General features: G+C 68.9%; 22 protein-coding genes. 13 read left to right on the top strand and 9 right to left on the bottom strand.

What is annotated here, in order from left to right:
- Positions 1–93: 93 nt before the first annotated feature.
- The 5 genes from CTZ28_RS21830 (at position 94) to CTZ28_RS21810 (ending at position 4,715) form a co-directional block, all read left to right on the top strand.
- Positions 94–822: an alpha/beta fold hydrolase gene (locus tag CTZ28_RS21830; RefSeq protein ID WP_121891359.1), complete on the top strand. Its 729-nt coding sequence runs from the start codon at positions 94–96 to the stop codon at positions 820–822.
- Between the two features lie 25 nt (positions 823–847).
- The gene (locus CTZ28_RS21825) at positions 848–1,960 is read left to right on the top strand and encodes an NAD(P)/FAD-dependent oxidoreductase (protein WP_147481178.1); all 1,113 of its coding nucleotides are present in this window, start codon (positions 848–850) and stop codon (positions 1,958–1,960) included.
- A complete protein-coding gene (locus tag CTZ28_RS21820) occupies positions 1,957–2,541 on the top strand; it encodes a cytochrome P450 family protein (protein WP_147481177.1) in 585 nt (194 codons plus the stop codon). The genes CTZ28_RS21825 and CTZ28_RS21820 overlap by 4 nt, the downstream gene beginning before the upstream one ends.
- Positions 2,525–2,779 carry a hypothetical protein gene (locus CTZ28_RS21815; protein ID WP_121891356.1) on the top strand — a complete coding sequence of 85 codons (255 nt, stop codon included), beginning with the start codon at positions 2,525–2,527 and terminating at the stop codon, positions 2,777–2,779. Before CTZ28_RS21820 ends, CTZ28_RS21815 begins: the two co-directional genes overlap by 17 nt.
- 154 nt (positions 2,780–2,933) lie before the next feature.
- Positions 2,934–4,715 carry a flavin-containing monooxygenase gene (locus CTZ28_RS21810; RefSeq protein WP_121891355.1) on the top strand — a complete coding sequence of 594 codons (1,782 nt, stop codon included), beginning with the start codon at positions 2,934–2,936 and terminating at the stop codon, positions 4,713–4,715.
- Between the two features lie 323 nt (positions 4,716–5,038).
- On the opposite strand, the gene CTZ28_RS21805 is transcribed toward CTZ28_RS21810, so the two are convergent.
- Positions 5,039–5,725: a TetR/AcrR family transcriptional regulator gene (locus tag CTZ28_RS21805; protein WP_121891354.1), complete on the bottom strand. Its 687-nt coding sequence runs from the start codon at positions 5,723–5,725 to the stop codon at positions 5,039–5,041.
- Positions 5,726–5,987: 262 nt separating this feature from the next.
- Here CTZ28_RS21805 and CTZ28_RS21800 point away from each other — a divergent pair, with 262 nt between their 5' ends.
- Positions 5,988–7,076 (top strand): zinc-binding dehydrogenase, encoded by a 1,089-nt coding sequence (locus tag CTZ28_RS21800; RefSeq protein ID WP_121891353.1) that lies wholly within the window; start codon positions 5,988–5,990, stop codon positions 7,074–7,076.
- Positions 7,077–7,368: 292 nt separating this feature from the next.
- On the opposite strand, the gene CTZ28_RS47125 is transcribed toward CTZ28_RS21800, so the two are convergent.
- The 5 genes from CTZ28_RS47125 to CTZ28_RS21770 are packed head-to-tail and all read right to left on the bottom strand — an operon-like array spanning position 7,369 to position 9,795.
- Entirely contained in the window at positions 7,369–7,644 is a 276-nt protein-coding gene (locus CTZ28_RS47125) for a hypothetical protein (protein ID WP_183154511.1), read from the bottom strand.
- The gene (locus CTZ28_RS21785; RefSeq protein WP_259471750.1) at positions 7,641–7,967 is read right to left on the bottom strand and encodes a transposase; all 327 of its coding nucleotides are present in this window, start codon (positions 7,965–7,967) and stop codon (positions 7,641–7,643) included. Before CTZ28_RS21785 ends, CTZ28_RS47125 begins: the two co-directional genes overlap by 4 nt.
- 24 nt (positions 7,968–7,991) lie before the next feature.
- A complete protein-coding gene (locus CTZ28_RS21780; RefSeq protein WP_259471730.1) occupies positions 7,992–8,867 on the bottom strand; it encodes an acyl-ACP thioesterase domain-containing protein in 876 nt (291 codons plus the stop codon).
- Positions 8,864–9,541 carry a cytochrome P450 gene (locus tag CTZ28_RS21775; protein ID WP_121891351.1) on the bottom strand — a complete coding sequence of 226 codons (678 nt, stop codon included), beginning with the start codon at positions 9,539–9,541 and terminating at the stop codon, positions 8,864–8,866. The genes CTZ28_RS21780 and CTZ28_RS21775 overlap by 4 nt, the downstream gene beginning before the upstream one ends.
- Positions 9,535–9,795 (bottom strand): hypothetical protein, encoded by a 261-nt coding sequence (locus tag CTZ28_RS21770; protein WP_121891350.1) that lies wholly within the window; start codon positions 9,793–9,795, stop codon positions 9,535–9,537. Before CTZ28_RS21770 ends, CTZ28_RS21775 begins: the two co-directional genes overlap by 7 nt.
- A gap of 100 nt (positions 9,796–9,895) precedes the next feature.
- Between CTZ28_RS21770 and CTZ28_RS21765 the strand changes: the two genes are divergently transcribed.
- The 3 genes from CTZ28_RS21765 to CTZ28_RS21755 all read left to right on the top strand — a co-directional run bounded on the left by CTZ28_RS21765 (position 9,896) and on the right by CTZ28_RS21755 (position 12,362).
- Complete coding sequence (locus CTZ28_RS21765) at positions 9,896–10,570, top strand: TetR/AcrR family transcriptional regulator (RefSeq protein WP_220795370.1); 675 nt, start codon at positions 9,896–9,898, stop codon at positions 10,568–10,570.
- A 456-nt stretch (positions 10,571–11,026) separates the two neighbouring features.
- Positions 11,027–12,121 (top strand): AlbA family DNA-binding domain-containing protein, encoded by a 1,095-nt coding sequence (locus CTZ28_RS21760; RefSeq protein WP_121891349.1) that lies wholly within the window; start codon positions 11,027–11,029, stop codon positions 12,119–12,121.
- Positions 12,122–12,173: 52 nt separating this feature from the next.
- Positions 12,174–12,362: a hypothetical protein gene (locus CTZ28_RS21755; RefSeq protein ID WP_121891348.1), complete on the top strand. Its 189-nt coding sequence runs from the start codon at positions 12,174–12,176 to the stop codon at positions 12,360–12,362.
- 63 nt (positions 12,363–12,425) lie between these two features.
- Here CTZ28_RS21755 and CTZ28_RS21750 read toward each other — a convergent pair whose 3' ends face one another.
- From CTZ28_RS21750 to CTZ28_RS47735, 3 genes are all read right to left on the bottom strand, one after another.
- Positions 12,426–13,229, bottom strand: a complete 804-nt coding sequence (locus tag CTZ28_RS21750; protein WP_121891347.1) for an 8-oxoguanine DNA glycosylase OGG fold protein — start codon at positions 13,227–13,229, stop codon at positions 12,426–12,428.
- 113 nt (positions 13,230–13,342) lie between these two features.
- Entirely contained in the window at positions 13,343–13,768 is a 426-nt protein-coding gene (locus CTZ28_RS21745) for a hypothetical protein (RefSeq protein ID WP_121891346.1), read from the bottom strand.
- Positions 13,768–14,301, bottom strand: a complete 534-nt coding sequence (locus CTZ28_RS47735) for a DUF4238 domain-containing protein (RefSeq protein ID WP_220795369.1) — start codon at positions 14,299–14,301, stop codon at positions 13,768–13,770. Before CTZ28_RS47735 ends, CTZ28_RS21745 begins: the two co-directional genes overlap by 1 nt.
- 3 nt (positions 14,302–14,304) lie before the next feature.
- Here CTZ28_RS47735 and CTZ28_RS48425 point away from each other — a divergent pair, with 3 nt between their 5' ends.
- The 4 genes from CTZ28_RS48425 (at position 14,305) to CTZ28_RS21730 (ending at position 15,806) form a co-directional block, all read left to right on the top strand.
- Positions 14,305–14,499, top strand: a complete 195-nt coding sequence (locus CTZ28_RS48425; RefSeq protein ID WP_259471729.1) for a hypothetical protein — start codon at positions 14,305–14,307, stop codon at positions 14,497–14,499.
- Positions 14,500–14,799, top strand: a complete 300-nt coding sequence (locus CTZ28_RS47730) for a ricin-type beta-trefoil lectin domain protein (protein ID WP_259471749.1) — start codon at positions 14,500–14,502, stop codon at positions 14,797–14,799.
- Positions 14,800–15,009: 210 nt separating this feature from the next.
- A complete protein-coding gene (locus CTZ28_RS21735) occupies positions 15,010–15,594 on the top strand; it encodes an ArsR/SmtB family transcription factor (RefSeq protein ID WP_121891345.1) in 585 nt (194 codons plus the stop codon).
- A 23-nt stretch (positions 15,595–15,617) separates the two neighbouring features.
- Entirely contained in the window at positions 15,618–15,806 is a 189-nt protein-coding gene (locus tag CTZ28_RS21730; protein WP_121891344.1) for a hypothetical protein, read from the top strand.
- Positions 15,807–15,929: the final 123 nt, after the last annotated feature.

Below are 15,929 nucleotides of genomic sequence, written 5' to 3'. Positions count from 1 at the left end.
CGATGGGCCGGCATCGCGAAGACTCGCCTTCAGCTCGGTCCGGTGTCCATCGCATACCGCCGATACGGCCGATCCGATGCACCGACCGTCCTGATGCTGCACGGAGGTGCCGCACACTCCGGGTGGTGGGATGAGGTCGCTCCGAGACTGGCCACCACTCACCAGGTGGTGGTCAGCGACTTGAGTGGGCACGGGGACAGCACCCACCGCACGGCCTATTCGGCCGAGGCATGGGGTGCGGAAGTGGCCGCGGTCCTCGAGGCGACGACAGATCGTCCCGCCGCCATCGTCGGCCACAGTATGGGCGGGCTGGTCGCCGCTGCTGCCGCCGCTCGCTCGCCCCAGCTCGTCGCCGCCCTGGTGCTCGTCGACACGCGCCTTCCCCTCCGTGGACTGCCGGTTCCGACCAAGCCGGCGCGCCTGTTCGGTTCGGACTCCGAGGCGCTGGACCGCTTCCGGTTGCTGCCTGAGCGCACCAACGCGGATGCGCAGCTCCTACGGCGACTGGCCCGGGACGGACTGCTCGAGACGCCCGATGGCTGGCGGTGGAAATTCGATCCGGCGGCCCGGCGGCGATTCACCAACGATGGGGTGCAGAGAGACCTCGGGCGAGTGGAATGCCCGGTTGCCTACATGCACGGCGCGAAGAGCGACATGGGTGGCCCTGAGTCGCGTCGCCAGCTCGAGCAATGGCTGGGGCGCCCGGTCGCGGCGACCGTCGTGCCCGATGCCTTTCATCATGTCCCCCTCGACCAACCAGCTGCGTGTGCGATGGCGGTGAGGTCGCTCCTCGGCGAACTCGAAGGGGAGTCGGCACCGTGATGAAACTGCGGCGTGATGAAGCGAATTGCGCATCGGCGCCGCAAGAGCGTCGCGCCCCACCCCAACTCTCGTGGCGGGCAAGCGTGTGATCGTCATCGGGACCGGTTCGACCGGTGTGCAGATCATTCCGCAGGTGGCGAAGGAGGCCGCCCACCTCACCGTGCTGATGCGAACCCCGAACTGGGTGGTGCCCCTCAACAACCGCGTCCTCGACGTCCACGACATGGCGTCCATCCGCGCGGGGTACCCGGACCTGCGGAAGTATCTTGCGACCACCTTCGGCGGGTTCCTCCACAACCCGGGCAGCAGGCCGACCACGACCTACGCGCCAGGGGAACTCAAGGAGCTCTACGAGACGGCGTGGCAGGGCGCGGGCTTCACCAAGTACTTCGGCATGCCCTACGACGTCCTGGCCGACGAGACCGCCAACCGGCACTTCGCCGACTCTGTGGCGGGGAAGATCCGGGCTCGGGTGAACGACCCGCAAGTCGCGGAACTGCTGATACCCGACCACCCGTTCGGTGCCAAGCCGGTCGACTGCGAGTCGGCCGGCTACCAGGGGGACGGGTTCGGCTACTACGAAGTCTTCAACCAGGACAACGTCGACCTCGTCCGCATCAGCGACAACCCGATCCTCGAGATCGTGGCCGAAGGGGTCCGCCCGGCCGACCGGGTGGTCGAGGCTGACCTCATCGTCTACGCCACCGGGTTCGAAGCGTTCGTCGGGTCGCTCAACCGCATCGACATCCGTGGCGTCGGCGGGATGGCGCTGCGCGATCGCTGGGCCGATGGTCCCGAGACTTACCTGGGGATCGCGGTTTCCGGGTTCCCCAACCTGTTCATGATCGGCGGCCCGCACGGCAAAGGCGGCCATGGCAACTCCACACGTTGCGCCGAGGTGCCGCTCCAGTGGATCGCCGACCTTGCCAAGAAGGTGGCGCGGCAGGAATACCGCCGGGTCGAGCCGGACCCCGCCGCCGAGCGCGACTGGACCGACAACTACGCCGGCTTCGTGCTGACCGAGTCCGGCCCCGAATCCCGTCCCAAGTCTCTCAGTGAGTGCAGCCACCTGTCCGAGAAGCGAGGACCAGATGGACCGATCGACGTTGATTCAGATGCAGGACATCCATCGCCGTGACTATGACCCGGGTAACAGCACTCCCATCGCGGAACACCTGGCCGAGCTCGCCGACCGACGGGCGGCGCTGCCGATCAGCTACTCCGGGGTCGGGAACGGCTTCTGGGTGCTGTCGGCTGTTCGCCCCGCAGCGGGTCGCGGCCCTCGAGGAGCGGCTCACCGCGTGGGCCAACGCGCTGATCGACGACTTCATCGAGACCGGCCACGTCGACTTCATCAGGCAGTTCGCGCTGCCGTTCCCTGGCGCCACAGTGCTGGAGATCATGGGCTGGCCGCTGGAGGACCTGCGGCAGATGAACGACTGGACGGCAGTGGTCCTGCACGGCGTACCGGGTGGCAGCGTTGAGGAGAATCTCGAGGTCCGGACCGAGGCCCACGTCGAGATGAGCGAGTACATGCTCGCGCTGATCCAGGAGCGCCGGTCCGCCACCCGCGGTGACGACGTCACATCAGTGATCCTCGACGCCGAGCTGAACGGCCGGTGCCTGACCGACGCAGCGGTGCGTGCACTGCCCGCTGGGCGCCGCGAACCGGGACCCGAAGTACCACCCGGACCCGGGCGAGGTGAGATTCCACCGTGAACAGACCAAGCCGCACCTCGCCTTCGGGCTGGGCACGCACCGCCGCATCGGTCTGCACCTGGCACGGCTGGAACTGCACATCGCCTTCCGCGAGCTCCGTCGCCGGATCTCCGCCTTCCGTCTCGACCCGAGCCAGACCATTGACGAGTACCTCGGTTTCACCTGGGGGCTCGGCAACGTGCGTCTGCTTTTCGAGCCCGGCCTGCGGGAGTCCACCGGGTCCGCCCAGGTCGCGTGAGCTCGCACCCGGAGGGCGCCACCCTCGCCGAGTCGGACGCCGAGGCGGTGCGCCCGGACCGGCACCGACCACCTCACCCCGTCTTCGCCTCACTTTGATCGGGAGCGAAGCCCGCAACGACCGGCCGAGGGAGCTCGCGCCGACAGGAGGCACCATGCAGGTCGAGGACAGCCAACGGCTCAGGGACCGCTACCGTGCCGAGCGCGACAAGCGGGCCCAGGCGGGGGGCCGCCGAGACGTTGCGGACCTCACCGGCCCGCTCGAGCGCTACCTTGACGACCCTCACACCCCATTCCGACCCCGAGCGGGGCTCCGGACCGAGGCCGATGTCCTCGTCGTCGGCGCTGGCATGTCCGGCCTGGTCACGGGAGCGCGGCTCCGGCAGGCCGGGCTCGATGACGTGATGCTGGTCGACGCCGCTGGCGACGTGGGCGGAGTGTGGTACTGGAACCGGTACCCCGGTGCTCGCTGCGACGTCGAGTCGCTGATCTACCTGCCCTTCCTCGAGGAGGTCGGAACGCTACCCACGGAGCGCTACGCCACCGCGAGCGAGATCCGGGGCTACCTCACCACTCTCGCCGACCACTTCGGTCTGCGGCAGCGGGCTCTGTTTCATACCCGTGTGCTCGGTATGACCTGGCACGAGCACGATGCCGCCTGGCAGGTCGGGACCGACCGCGGCGACCGGATTCGCGCGCGTCACGTCGTCATCGCGAACGGGCCGCTGAGCATGCCGAAGCTGCCGGACGTGCCCGGGATCAAGGACATGACCTGCCATTCCTTCCACACCAGCAGGTGGGACTACGCCTACACCGGCGGCGGACCCGACGCACCTATGACCGGGCTCGCGGACAAGGCGGTCGGCGTGGTCGGTACCGGAGCCACCGCGATCCAGTGCGTGCCGGCCCTGGCCGAGTCCGCGGCGCATCTGTACATCTTCCAGCGGACCCCGTCGACCGTCGCACGCCGCGACAACGGGCCGGTGGACGTGGCCGCCGTCGAGTCATGGAAGCCGGGCTGGCAGTGGGAGCGGGTGCAGAACTTCAGCGCCGTGCTCAACGGCCTGCCCGTCAAGCAGGACCTGGTCGGCGACGGGTGGACCGAGCTGTACCGCGATGTGTTGTTCCGGCCCGAGTTCTCGACCCTCCCACCGGATCAGGCGCGCGAGGCACGCACCCACGCGGACCTGCGCCGGATGGATGGGATCCGGGCCCGGGTCTCGGCCACGGTCCGGGACCAGTCGGTGGCCGAGCTGCTCAAGCCCTACTACGACTACTTCTGCAAGCGACCCGGGTTCCACGACGAATACCTCGAGGTCTTCAACCGGCCCGACGTCACCCTGGTCGACGCCGCACGTGGCGGGCTGCAGGAGATCAGCGGGAACCGGCTCCGCGTCGACGGTAGCGACTACGAGGTGGACTGCCTCGTCTTCGCCACCGGGTTCGAGTGGAACACGCCCTACGTGCACAAGATCGGGTTCGACCCGGTGGGGCGCGAGGGCATGAGTCTCGGGGAGAAGTGGCGCAACGGCCCTAGGACTCTTCACGGTGTCATGACCAACGGGTTCCCCAACCTGTTCATCATCCCCCTGCCCAACTCCCAGTCGGTGGTGACCGAGAACTTCGCCCACTCCATCCAGGAGAACGCCGGACACATCGCGCACCTCATCGCCGCGACCGCGGGCCAAGGCATGGCCGCGGTCGAGGTCACTGCCGAGGCCGAGGACGAGTGGTGCCGCATCATCCTCCAGCGGCGGCGCGACGACGCGGCCTTCCTGGAGGCCTGTACTCCAGGAAGGTCCAACAGCGAAGGGCATCCCGAACTCAGGTCGCCGCTCAGCTCCAACTTCGGCGGCGGTGTTTTCGAGTTCTTCAGGCTCCTGGCCGACTGGCGAGATGAGGGGTCGCTGCCAGGGCTGCACCTCTCGCCGCGATAGCCGCCCCCGGGACGTGTCGGTCGCCGCGCGGATCCCGTCTTGAAGCGCTCGTCCGGCTGGCCACTCAAGTCCGGTGTTGATCATCCCGTAGGCGGACGAAGAAGGAGGCGGTGGGAGCCGAGATGACCGTCCGCTTCGCCATCTGGAATCAGGTCACCGGTGTCACCAGCCGGCCCACCACGGCCTGAGCACAGCCGGGCACCAGGATCCGCCCCAAGGGCGTTGGGTTGTCGAGTGGAGTGTCGGCTGGATCATGATGCACCGCCGTCCCGTCCGCGACTACGAGACCCCTTGTCGGCAATCCGTCTACTTTGAGCGCCCTCTCAGTCCTGGTGCGGCCGTACCGCGAGCCAGGAAGGAAGGGCGGAGGCCGCCGCAGAGATGAATAGGCGGCGGTCGCGCGGGGCCGGGAGGGTCAGCCACGCCTCCACGAGGCCGGCCTCGCCGTGGGCCACGAAGCGGCTGTGCGCGTCAGCGCGCCAGGCGGCCGAACCCTCACCCTCGGGAAGCAGTCCCGGGTCCCGGTCGAGGAGGGCGTGGACCGAGGCCGTGAAGTGGTCGACGAGGAGGTGGTGGAGGGCAGCGCTGCGCCGCCCCACCAACCCCGCGGTGTAAAGGGCGTCGTGGCGTTCCAGATGGTCGACCAAGGCGCCAGAGGCGTGTTCCCAGATCTCGCGCACCGGCAGTTCCGCTGCGGCTGCGTCGGCGAGCCAGTCGGCCCGTACCCGGTCGAGGTCCGCGTACAGCACCTGCTCCAGGACGGCCGCGGGACTCTCGGCGTGCTTGTAGAAGGTGGTGCGGTTGATCCGGGCAGCGCGTACGAGATCAGTGACGGAGACGTCCTCGACCGGACCTTCCGAGGCCAGCCGCACCACGGCCTCGCGTAGCCGCGCCCGGGTGCGGCGGGTGCGGACGTCGAGGGCCTGCTCACCGTCGACCTCCTGCTCGTGCTCCGGTGCCGGACGGCCGGAGGGCCGGTGACCGGCGGGGTGCTGCTCGTTTCCAGGCATCGATCAACTGTAGCCTCTGTCGCCCACGCGGCCCCCACGTGCACTGATCGACACATGTCTCTTTTATTTTCGGTCGCGCTGTGCCACAATCATCGGCGTGGCAAAGCAGCCCCAAAGCACCTTTTCCGGGCCGCTCCCACAACCGTGCCGGTCCCTGCCCGCCGACAGTCGTCGAGCCCGCCCGGCCCCGCGCGGTCCTCCCTGCCCGGCGCCTCCCCATCCCGGCGGCGCGGCGGTCCGTACACGGAAAGAGGCAGCATTCATGAAGGCATCCGTCACCAAGGGGCTCGGTCAGGGCTTCGTCGTCGAAGAGGTCGAGCTCGCCGCACCGGCCGGGCACGAGGTACGTGTCGAGGTCAGGGCGTCCGGCCTGTGTCACTCTGATCTGAGCGTCGCCACCTTCATCGGCGGCGAATTCCCTGTCGTCCTCGGTCACGAGGTGGCTGGCGTGGTCACCGAGGTCGGTCCGGAGGTCACCCAGGTCAAGTCCGGCGACCACGTGGTGGGCAGCCTGATCCAGTACTGCGGGGCCTGCGTGAACTGTCTGGGAGGCCGTACCCACATCTGCTTCCACCCCGAGGCAACCCTGCGCGCCCCCGGCCAGGCTCCCCGCCTCAACTGGAATGGCGCCCCGGTGGTACAGGGCATGGGCCTGGGCGGCTTCGCCCAGGAGGCGCTGATCCACGAGAACCAGCTCGCCATCATCCCCGACGAGATGCCCTGGGCGCCTGCCGCCCTCATAGGCTGCGGCGTGCTCACCGGTGCCGGGGCCGTCCTGAACAGCGCGGACGTCCAACAGGGCGAGACCGTCGTCATCATGGGTGCCGGCGGGGTCGGCATGAACGCGGTCAGTGGCGCCCGGATCGCCGGCGCCGGCACGATCATCGTGACCGACATTGAGGACGGAAAGCTGGAGCGTGCCAAGGCCTTCGGCGCCACCCACGTCGTCAACTCCCGCACCACGGACCCTGTCGAGGCCGTCCGCGGCATCACCGGCCATGGCGCGGACCATGTCTTCGACTTCGTCGGCGTCCGTCCGGTCACCGCCCAGGGTATGCGGATGCTCGGCAAGGGCGGCGTCCTGTACCTCATCGGCGTCGGCGGCAACGATGCCGGCGTCGATGTCAGCGCGATGGTCGCCCTCAGCGGCTCGCAGAAGGTTCAGGGCGTCTACATGGGTTCCTCCAACCTCAAGCGGGACATCCCCTTCTACGCCTCGATGTACCTCCAGGGCCGGATGAACCTGGACGACCTGGTCTCCAAGGAGATTGGCCTTGCCGACATCGAGAGCGGCTACGAATCCCTGAAGGATGGCACCACGGCGCGGGTCGTCATCACCGACTTCTCCTGACGCGGGGGGCGGCTGTGCGGCCAGGACCATCCCCGCGCAGCCCCACCCCGCCAGGCTGGGGCGGCTCGACGAGTATTCGGCCCCGGAGCCGAGCAGACTGTCGCGAACCCGATGCTGAACGGCGAGGTCATCCGGCTCGACGGCGCCATACGGAGGGGCGCCGCGACGGCCGCAGACCGGGCAGGACAACAAAGTGCCAACAAGGTGACGGCGATGAAAGCCGTGCAGCTGCACGACACGCTGGACACGCGTGTCGAGGACATCGAAGAGCCCGCGCTGCGGGCGGGAACCATCAAGGTGGTGGTCGAGGACTCAGACGAACTTCCGTGGCCCCGGCACCACGCGCCTCATCGGCCAGGAACCGGTAGCCGAACTCCGGGTCGTCGCGGTGAGCGTCGAACAGGGCGTTGGCCCGATAGGTCTCGGCCAGCACGGCGTCGGCAACCGGCTTGCCCAGCCGGCGGTAGTAGGGCTGTCCGGCGAGCTTGAGCACCCGGCACGTCACCGCCACCGGCACCTTGTGAGGGGCACCGGCGGCGGCCGGCTCGCGGACGATCGGGTACATCATTTTGCCGGCAGGTTCGCCTGCGACAGATACGCCGCAGCCCTCCTGAGCACCTCGTTCTCCTGCTCCAGCAGCCGGATCCGTTTGCGGGCCTCGCGCCGTTCGGCCGACTCACCCGACGCCGTCGCGGGCCTGGCGCCCTCGTCGGTGTCGGCTCGGCGCAGCCACGTCGACAGCGTGATCGGGGGAACCCCGAAATCGGCGGCGATCTGTTCCAGCGTGACGCCGGGCTCGCGATTGCGCGCGACCCGCACGACATCCTCGCGGAACTCCGCGTTGCAGATGCGCTTCCTGGATCCCACGACCCTCAACTTCCCTCCAGTCATGGTCTCCACGCTACGAGGGGAGGTTCAGCTCGTGAATTCGCCATCGGTGAGTGCGGTGGCGGAAAGCTTGCCGCGTGGTGCTGCGGCGTCCGCGGTCCCCAGGCACTGTCCGTCGTCGAACAGCCCCAGTTCGTAGTGCACGGTGTGCTCGTCGTGTCCGCTGACAGCGATCCCGATGTCGTAGGAGCGAGGGTGAAGGACTTCGCCGAGGTAGGTCACGCGGTAGCGCCAAGGGAGGTATCGGGGGAGCTTCCTGGCAGCGTCACCTCCCAGCAGACGGTGTGCATAAGACGCGATCGCCTCGTCGTACCAGCTCAGTTGGGCGATGTAGTTGACGTGCTGGTTGAGGTCGACGTCCCCGACGCGGCTGTGGACGGTGGCAGAGGCCGGGTAGTACTGCCGCTCGCGGCGACGTGGGTCGGGTTTCGACGCGACCGCCGTACTGGTTTCCGGCAGTTGCAGCTCCTCAAGGTCGGCGAGCAGTTCGTCCGGCAAGGTGATCGGCCCGGACTTGTCGGCGAGGACGATGGTGGCCTCAGCCGTGGCGACGAGGTGCCCGTCGACGAACATGCCTTGACCGTAGGTGTACGAGGACCGTCCGATCGCGCGGATACCGGTGCCGATCCGGACGGTCGCGCCGACCTTGCCGAACGCCGTCTGCCGTTCGACACGCTGGCCGACAAGCAGGATCCGGTACGGCTTGAACCCGCCGTCAGCCGTGAGCTTGTGGAAGCGCGAGAAGCGCAGACCGACCCGGGGATGCTCGAACAGACGCGACAATGCCACCGTGCTTGTCGTGCCGTCCGGCGCGAGGTCGCCGAACCGTTGCACCACCTGCTGGTGGTCAGGAAAGTCGTCCTCGGCCAGTAGCGCGGCGTTGGACTGTTCGTCGATGGTCAACTGTTGTTCCTTTCAGGATGGTCACCAGGCTTATGGGCAGGGACCGCAGTGTCCTGGACAGCTACCCGGACGAAGTCGGCGGGCAGGACCGATGTGAAGCGCCACACCTCCTCCACCGCGTCCTCGGCCGTGCTCGGATCGTCGCGCACCAGCGCGAGCTGGTCGGGGTGGCGCAGCAACGCAAGCGTTCCGAGTGAGAGCACGTTCGTAGTGGTCTGGTGGCCGGCGATCAGCAGCCGGTCCGCCAGGCCGACCAGCTCTTCGTCGGAAAGCGCACCCGTGCCGTGCTCGCGGATCAAGAGACTCAGCAGGTCGTCCCTTGGCTTTTCCCGATGCCGTGCGGCCAGGGTGTGCATGTAAGCGTCAGCTTCGGCGTCCAACCGCAGCCGTTCCTGCGGGGGCATGGTCGTATCGAAGAACCGGTTGCTGCGCGCACCGAACTCGGCCCGGTCGGCGGACGGCACCCCGAGCAACTCGCAGCTCACCGGTGAAGGCACCGGTAACGCGAACGCGGAAACCAGACCGACGGGTGGACCGGCGGCCTCCATGGCGTCCAGGTGCTCGTCGACGATCTCCTGGATCCGCGGGCCCAGCGCCTGGGACCGCCGGACCGTGAACGTCGCCGTCAGCAGCCGCTGCAGACAGGTGTGCTCGGGTGGATCCAGGATCAGCATCCACGGCGTTGCTTCATCTCTTCGTCGTCCACGCCCTCGGCTGCCAAGCCAGGTGACGGGCCGATCGCGTCGAGTCGGAGCCGTTCGGCATCACTGTGCACGGCCCGGACATCGTCGTAGCGGCTGAAGGGGGTGGCCTCGTGCCCGAGCGGCGACCGCACCCGGTAGGCCTCGCCGGAGTCAGGCCGGCTCCGCACGCCCGGGTCGATGTCGAACCCGTTCCGCAGGGTGACCAGCTCGTGCAGGTCTGTCATGGGCTCATTGAACCTCATGCACGCACTGCGCGCAGCACCGCGTTCAACACCGCTTTCGTCATTGGGTGGAGCGCCCACTCCGCTCCACTAAGCTGTCGCCATGCGTCAGCGCTGGAGCAAGCAGACCATCTTGGACACTGCCGTGGAGCTGCTTTCCAGCTCTGAGGGGGACGAGTTGTTCAGCATGCGCAAGCTGGCCGCAGAGCTGGGTACCGACTCCTCCAGCCTGTACCGCCACTTCCGCAATCGCACCGAGCTGATGCTCGCGATCGTGGACCATGTGCTGGTCCAGGCCATGCACGGCTACCGGCGCCAGGGGACATGGCGTGCGCGGCTGGTCGACCTGACCCTGCGCGCATGGGATGCGTACGCCGCGCTGCCGCAGCTGGCGAAGGACGCCAGCCACTATCCGGGCAGCGGGCCCGGCAGCCAGCTGGTGATCGAGGAGACCCTGCAGGCCCTTATCGACGCCGGGGTGCCCGAAGAACTCATCCCCGAGTGGTACCACCGGCTGGTGACCTTGTCCGTGTCCCTGATCTCCGCGCATGCGGCCAGCCAATCCTCCGGCCTGACCGAGCAAAAGCGGAGACTGCAAACCTTCCGAGTGATCACGCTGGGTGCCGACCCGGCAGACTTTCCCGCACTGGTTCACTACGGTCGCCGCATCGAACCCGTCGGTTTCACCCGCGAGAGCTTCCTCGCCACAGTGGAGCTGGTGCTGGACGCGGTGCCTGCGCGCCAAGAACGGACCTGCGCGGGGGAGGGCATCGTGTGAACGCGCTCTGTCGCTGGCCCTGTTGGGGTCCTTAGGCTCTGCTCATGTCGAAGCAGGCAGGAAGCACCGGACGCCCCAGAGGCGGACCGCTGTCCAACGATGCCGCAGGACACGCCGTCCGGGAGCCCCAGACTTCCAGCGCATCACCCTCGCCGGGCCCCGTCCGTAAAAGGTGAGGGGGTCTCCGGGACGCGCTACAGGAAGCGATGAGCGGCGCCGAGCCGGAACGGACCGCACCGCGCTGTCAGCGCCCCGTCGTAGAGTGCCGGGCATGGCCCGTTCCTGGACGCGAGTGCATGAGCACCTCGGTGTGCCGCCCGGCCCGCTTTCCTTCGACATGTCGCGAAGGCGGCTGCCGACCGACTGGCCGAGTCCGACGACCTGGATTGGAAGGAACAGCTTCCTCAGCCCCCGCGTGAGGGCCGGTGGAACGAACTGGCCTAGGACGTCGCCGCGATGGCCAACACCCGTGGTGGCCTGATCATCTTCGGGGTACGCGACACCACCTGTGAGCTGACCGCTATCGACCCCGACGAGGTGAACACCGAGCAGTACGCCCAGTGGGTCCGCAACCACGTCCACCCCTATCTGTCCGGTCTCACCTTCACCCCTCTGACCTCCACCGACGGCACCACCAGCGTTCTGGTCGCCGATGTCCCGGCCAGCCCCATGGCCCCTCACCTTGTCTACGGCACCGCCGCCCGCGACAAGGACCAGCAGGCCGCCGTCGCCCCCTACCGGGCCGCCGACCACACCGCCTGGATGGCCGAGCATCAGCTGGAACGTGCCTACCGGGACCGCTTCACCCGTGCCGCTCACACCGACGATGCCCTCCAGCACCTCGTCGACCACGCACGTCAGACGGTGACCGCCCGCCAGGCGGAAGTCTCTGCCTGGTTCATCGCTGTCGCCCGCCCCGAACGCCCTCTGCCTCGCGCCGCCGCCCGTATGACCCGTCAGAATGCCAGCTTCGTTGTCGCGGAGGCCCGTGACCGCATCGCCCAGCAGCCCGACAGCCGCATGGCTCCCGGACCCCTGACCGGCCTTGAGATCGTCAGCACCCCACGGCCCGGCCTGCGTCGCTGGGTGCTGAACACCCTGTCCCTGGGCGGCGGACGGGAGATCTATGCCGAGCTTCACCACGACGGGACTGTCGTGCTGGCCGCCAATCTGTCCTGGCAGGCCATGAAGAACAGCTTCCACGCCGACGATGTCCCCTTCGGGCTTCTGGTGCACCAGAGCTTCCTCGGAGCGTGCTGCCGCGATGTCTGCGTCCTCACCTCACAACTCGCCCGCCACCTGCGGCTCGACAGTGGCCTGCTGCTCCACGCCACCGTCACCGTCTGCGCGTCGAAGAACGTATCGCTGGTACCCGTCGTCATGGACCATCCCGGCTTCCCCTCTGTCCCTGATGACGCCTGGCACCCGCATGCGGTCCAGCCCGTCACCACCGGCCTTCTCCCCGCCGACGGGGACGAAGCGCTCAAGGAGAACGCGCAGGAGTTGTTCACCGACCTGATGAACCAGTTCGGCCTCGATCCCCAGATGTAAGCCCACACAGCAGCAATCCCACTGCCCCGCCCGCTGAGGGGAAACGCCCGCCGTGTTCCAGGGGACCCCCGTCTACGGCGGCCTCGTCGTCGAGCGCGGCAACGTCCCTGCCATGGTTCGCGGTCAAGCCGACCGCCTGCACCGCCAGTTGGCACAGCTGCTGTGCCTGGTACCCGCTGCCCGCCCGAGACCGGCGCCGACGGATGCTCCCGGCCCGCAGGGCACGTCGGCCGTGCTGTGAACCTGCCGCGGGCGGGACGCGAGCGGTCTCAGGATTCTCACTCGGTCGCGGGCAGCCGCTGGTTCACGTCCACGAGGCGCTGAACAGGGCGTATTCGAGCAGGTCGGGCGAGGCGTCGGACGGCCAGGCAGCCGTTGCCGCTGCTTGGCCGGCGGCCGCCTGCATGAAGGAGAGGTAGACCGCGTAGCGGTGCGGTGACCAGTTCCTGTCCCGCCAGACCCATCTGGCGATCGAGCCGTCAGGGTCGTGGCCGGTCTCCCGGCCGACCGCCTGGGCCAGGGACCGCAGACGCCGGGCCAGAACCCGGTCGAGGACGAGCGGCTGGGGGCCGGTTGCCGACGGAACCGTCTTGCCGGCGAAGTACAGGAACTTGGTGTAGAACGACGGACCGAACCCGGGAACGAGGCCCTGGAGCCCCGCGTAAGCAGCTTCTGCGCTGTGCTCGCTCAACGTGGTGACCGCACGGGCCAGTGCGGTATCCAAGCCCTCGGCGGTCAGGATCTTTTGCAGGGAGGCGGGGCCGCTGCCGCTGGGGGAGCCGCGTTTCCCCTTCCCCCACACATAGATGGCGACCAGAGCCTCTCTGAAGGCCTCGCGCCGCAGCGCGTCCGCGACGATCGATGCCGCCTGCGCCCGGCTGATTTCGGCATCACCGATGTGGGATGTCGAAGCCAGTGCCAAGGGCCAGGGGGTGATCTGTGCCCACCGACTGGGGGTGTAGCGGACCGTGTGTGCACCCGGCGTGCCGTCCGCGAATTCCGCCGTGTTCCCGCTCCACCAGCGTCCCAACGCCTGCAGGGCCGCATCAGGCAGAAGACGCGCGGCCATCTCCCGGTCCACCGCATCCGCCCGGTCCTGCCTGCTCATAACCCGCCCTCGAAGTCCTGAGACCCTGCCATGCTCCTACGCTCCGCACTCGCGTGCAACGGACATCTCCGCCTGGATATGCCGCCATACCGGCGCGGTCAGGAAGGCCGGAGTCACCTTCCGCCGCCTGTCCCCGAGGCCGGTGGCTGATCCGTGGGCGTATGGCTGAGCTGTTCCAGGATGGCGCGCCAGTCGCTGAATGTCGGGGTGAGCCGCCGTGGGGCCGGGCGGGGGGCGGCAGACAGCTGCGGCGGCCGGACCTCCAGCGGAGTCTCGGCGAGCAGTAGCTGGGTGGGCCCGGGCATGGACGGCGGCCGGTAGATGGCGCCCTGGCACCAGGCGGCCGTCCCGGTATTGGCCTTGGCAGCGATCTTGCGGGTGAGGGCTTCGTGGGGGTGGTAGTGCGCGCGGGGTGTGGAGATCAGCAGACACGTTGGTGACAGCGGTGCGAACACCTTGATCGACTCGGGCAGCAGCGGGGGAGTGAGGGAGGAACTGCCGTCCTTGCGGCGCAGGGCCACTCCGCTGTCGGCGAGCATCAGCAGCGGCTCGGCCGAGCGCCGCAGCAGCCGCCGCCGGCCCGGGGCTGCGAGAACGTTCCGGGTGCGCTCGAACCCCCGGATCGAAGCCCGCAGCGTGACCGTGGATCATCGGCCACGGATGGGTCGGGCGCCGTCCGCAGCCGCCCCAGCTGCTCCTTGCAGTATTCGACCGCCTCCGCCGCCCACACAGCCGGGAACAGATGTCGGCCGACCTGCGTATCGAAAGGCCTGAACCCCCGGGTACGTACCACCAGCCAGGCCAGCGCGTCCACGACCACCGCCTCCCGCGCCTGCTGCAGCGGCCACCGCCCCTCGCACAAGGCACGCAGAACCGGCGCGGACGGGCCGTCGGCATGGCGGTCCAGATAGGTCTCCAGCGCCACGCGCCGCTCGCCCTCGGGGAGGGGGTGGGTGTTGAAGCGCCGGGCCACCGCCGCGCGCCGCACGGGGGTGCGATGCTCCGCACCGTCCCTCCGCGGTCCGAGCACGTGTCCGTCCTCGGCGAAGGCCCGGAGCCAGTACTGCGGCACCAAATGGTGCTCCTCCAGGCCGCCACACGCTTCCGCGACGGGGCCACGAGCCACGAACCCCGCTACGACACCCCCGCTCTGCGGGCCGTCCTCCACCACCTCGCCGCCCTTCGGACACCCGCCGCCGGAGACCCGGCGGCAAGCAAGTGCGTGGACGTCGCCGCCGACGACACGGGCGGCAACGGCGCGGCCGTGTAACTGTGGGACTGCCAGTCCTACGCGGTCGACCAGCACTGGTACCGTTCCGACAACTCCCACTCCACGCCGGGGCGTTGCCTGGACATCGTGGGAAATGGCACGGCGAACGGCGCGCAGATCGAGCTGTGGGACTGCAACGGGGTCGGCGGCCAGAAGTGGGTCGAGCAGACCGACGGCTCCCTCCTCAACCCTCAGTCCGGCCGCTGCCTCGACTCACCCAGCGGCGCCACCGCCAACGGAACCCGCCTCCAGATCTGGGACCGCAACGGCTCTGGCGCGCAGAAGTTCGGCCTGGGCTGACACGGGGACGGCGCGGGGCGACGGCCCGGAGGCCCCGCCCGCGCCGAGGCGGGCACCGATGTCGCGGGAGGCTCGGGGCGACGGCCGCTCACCACGGCCGCCGGCCTGAGCCTCCGTCCGTTCGACGCGGGCTCCAACTCCCTTTCCATTTCCCGCCGATCACGCGCAACCACCTTGCAAAGCTTCCTTTGCAAGGATATTTTTGCATCCATGGACGAGCCCCAGGTCTCCCGGATCCGCGATCTCGACGCCCGTTCGCTGCGCGGACTGGCCCACCCCCTGCGCATGCGGTTGCTGGACACCCTGCGCTTCTCCGGCCCGGCGACCGCGTCCGGACTCGCCGAGACACTGGGCGAGTCGAGCGGTGCCACCAGCTATCACCTGCGCCAGCTCGCCGCCCACGGCTTCATCGAGGACGACCCCGAGCGGGGCAAGGGGCGCGAGCGGTGGTGGAAGGCCGCCCACCTGGGACTGCGCTTCGACGACGCCCTGCTCACCGACGACGACCCGGAGGTGCGCGGCGCCGCCGACCTGTACCTCCACGAAGTGGCCACCACCCAGACCCGGGACCTGTCGACCTGGCTCGGCAACCGGCACACCTGGCCCGAGAAGTGGAGCCGCACCTGGGACATGAGCAGCGCGACGCTACGGCTGACGCCCGAGCTGACCCAGGAGCTGGTCGAGAAGATGCACGCGCTCGTCGAGACCTACCGCGATCGGGTCGCCGGCGACGACGACCCCGAGGCCGCCCAAGTGCGCTTCCACACCCACGCGTTCCCCCTCACCACCGAATGAACGGAATGAGAGGACACCGTCCGATGCACCCCGAGACCCATCTCGCCCTGCACCGCGCCCGTGCGGCCGACCTCCGCGCCGCGGCCGACGCGCACCGTCTCGCCGCCACCGCCCGACGCCCCCGGCACCTCCGCGCCCGCCTCGGCTGGACCCTGGTGGAGGTCGGCCTGCGACTTGCCGCCACACCCCGGCCCGCGGCGGCGGTGACCTAGGCGGTTTCGTTTGGATCAGCGGGCGGACCAGAGGAAGATGCCTGCCACGTGGAGTCCGGCCAGGTAGATGGTTGCGGTCTTCTCGTAGCGGGTGGCGATCCCGCGCCACTGTTTCAGGCGATT

Source organism: Streptomyces shenzhenensis (assembly GCF_003688995.1).
Classification (GTDB): domain Bacteria; phylum Actinomycetota; class Actinomycetes; order Streptomycetales; family Streptomycetaceae; genus Streptomyces; species Streptomyces shenzhenensis_A.
Note: the sequence above shows the minus strand (reverse complement) of the source record. Positions and strands in the feature narration are given on the sequence as shown.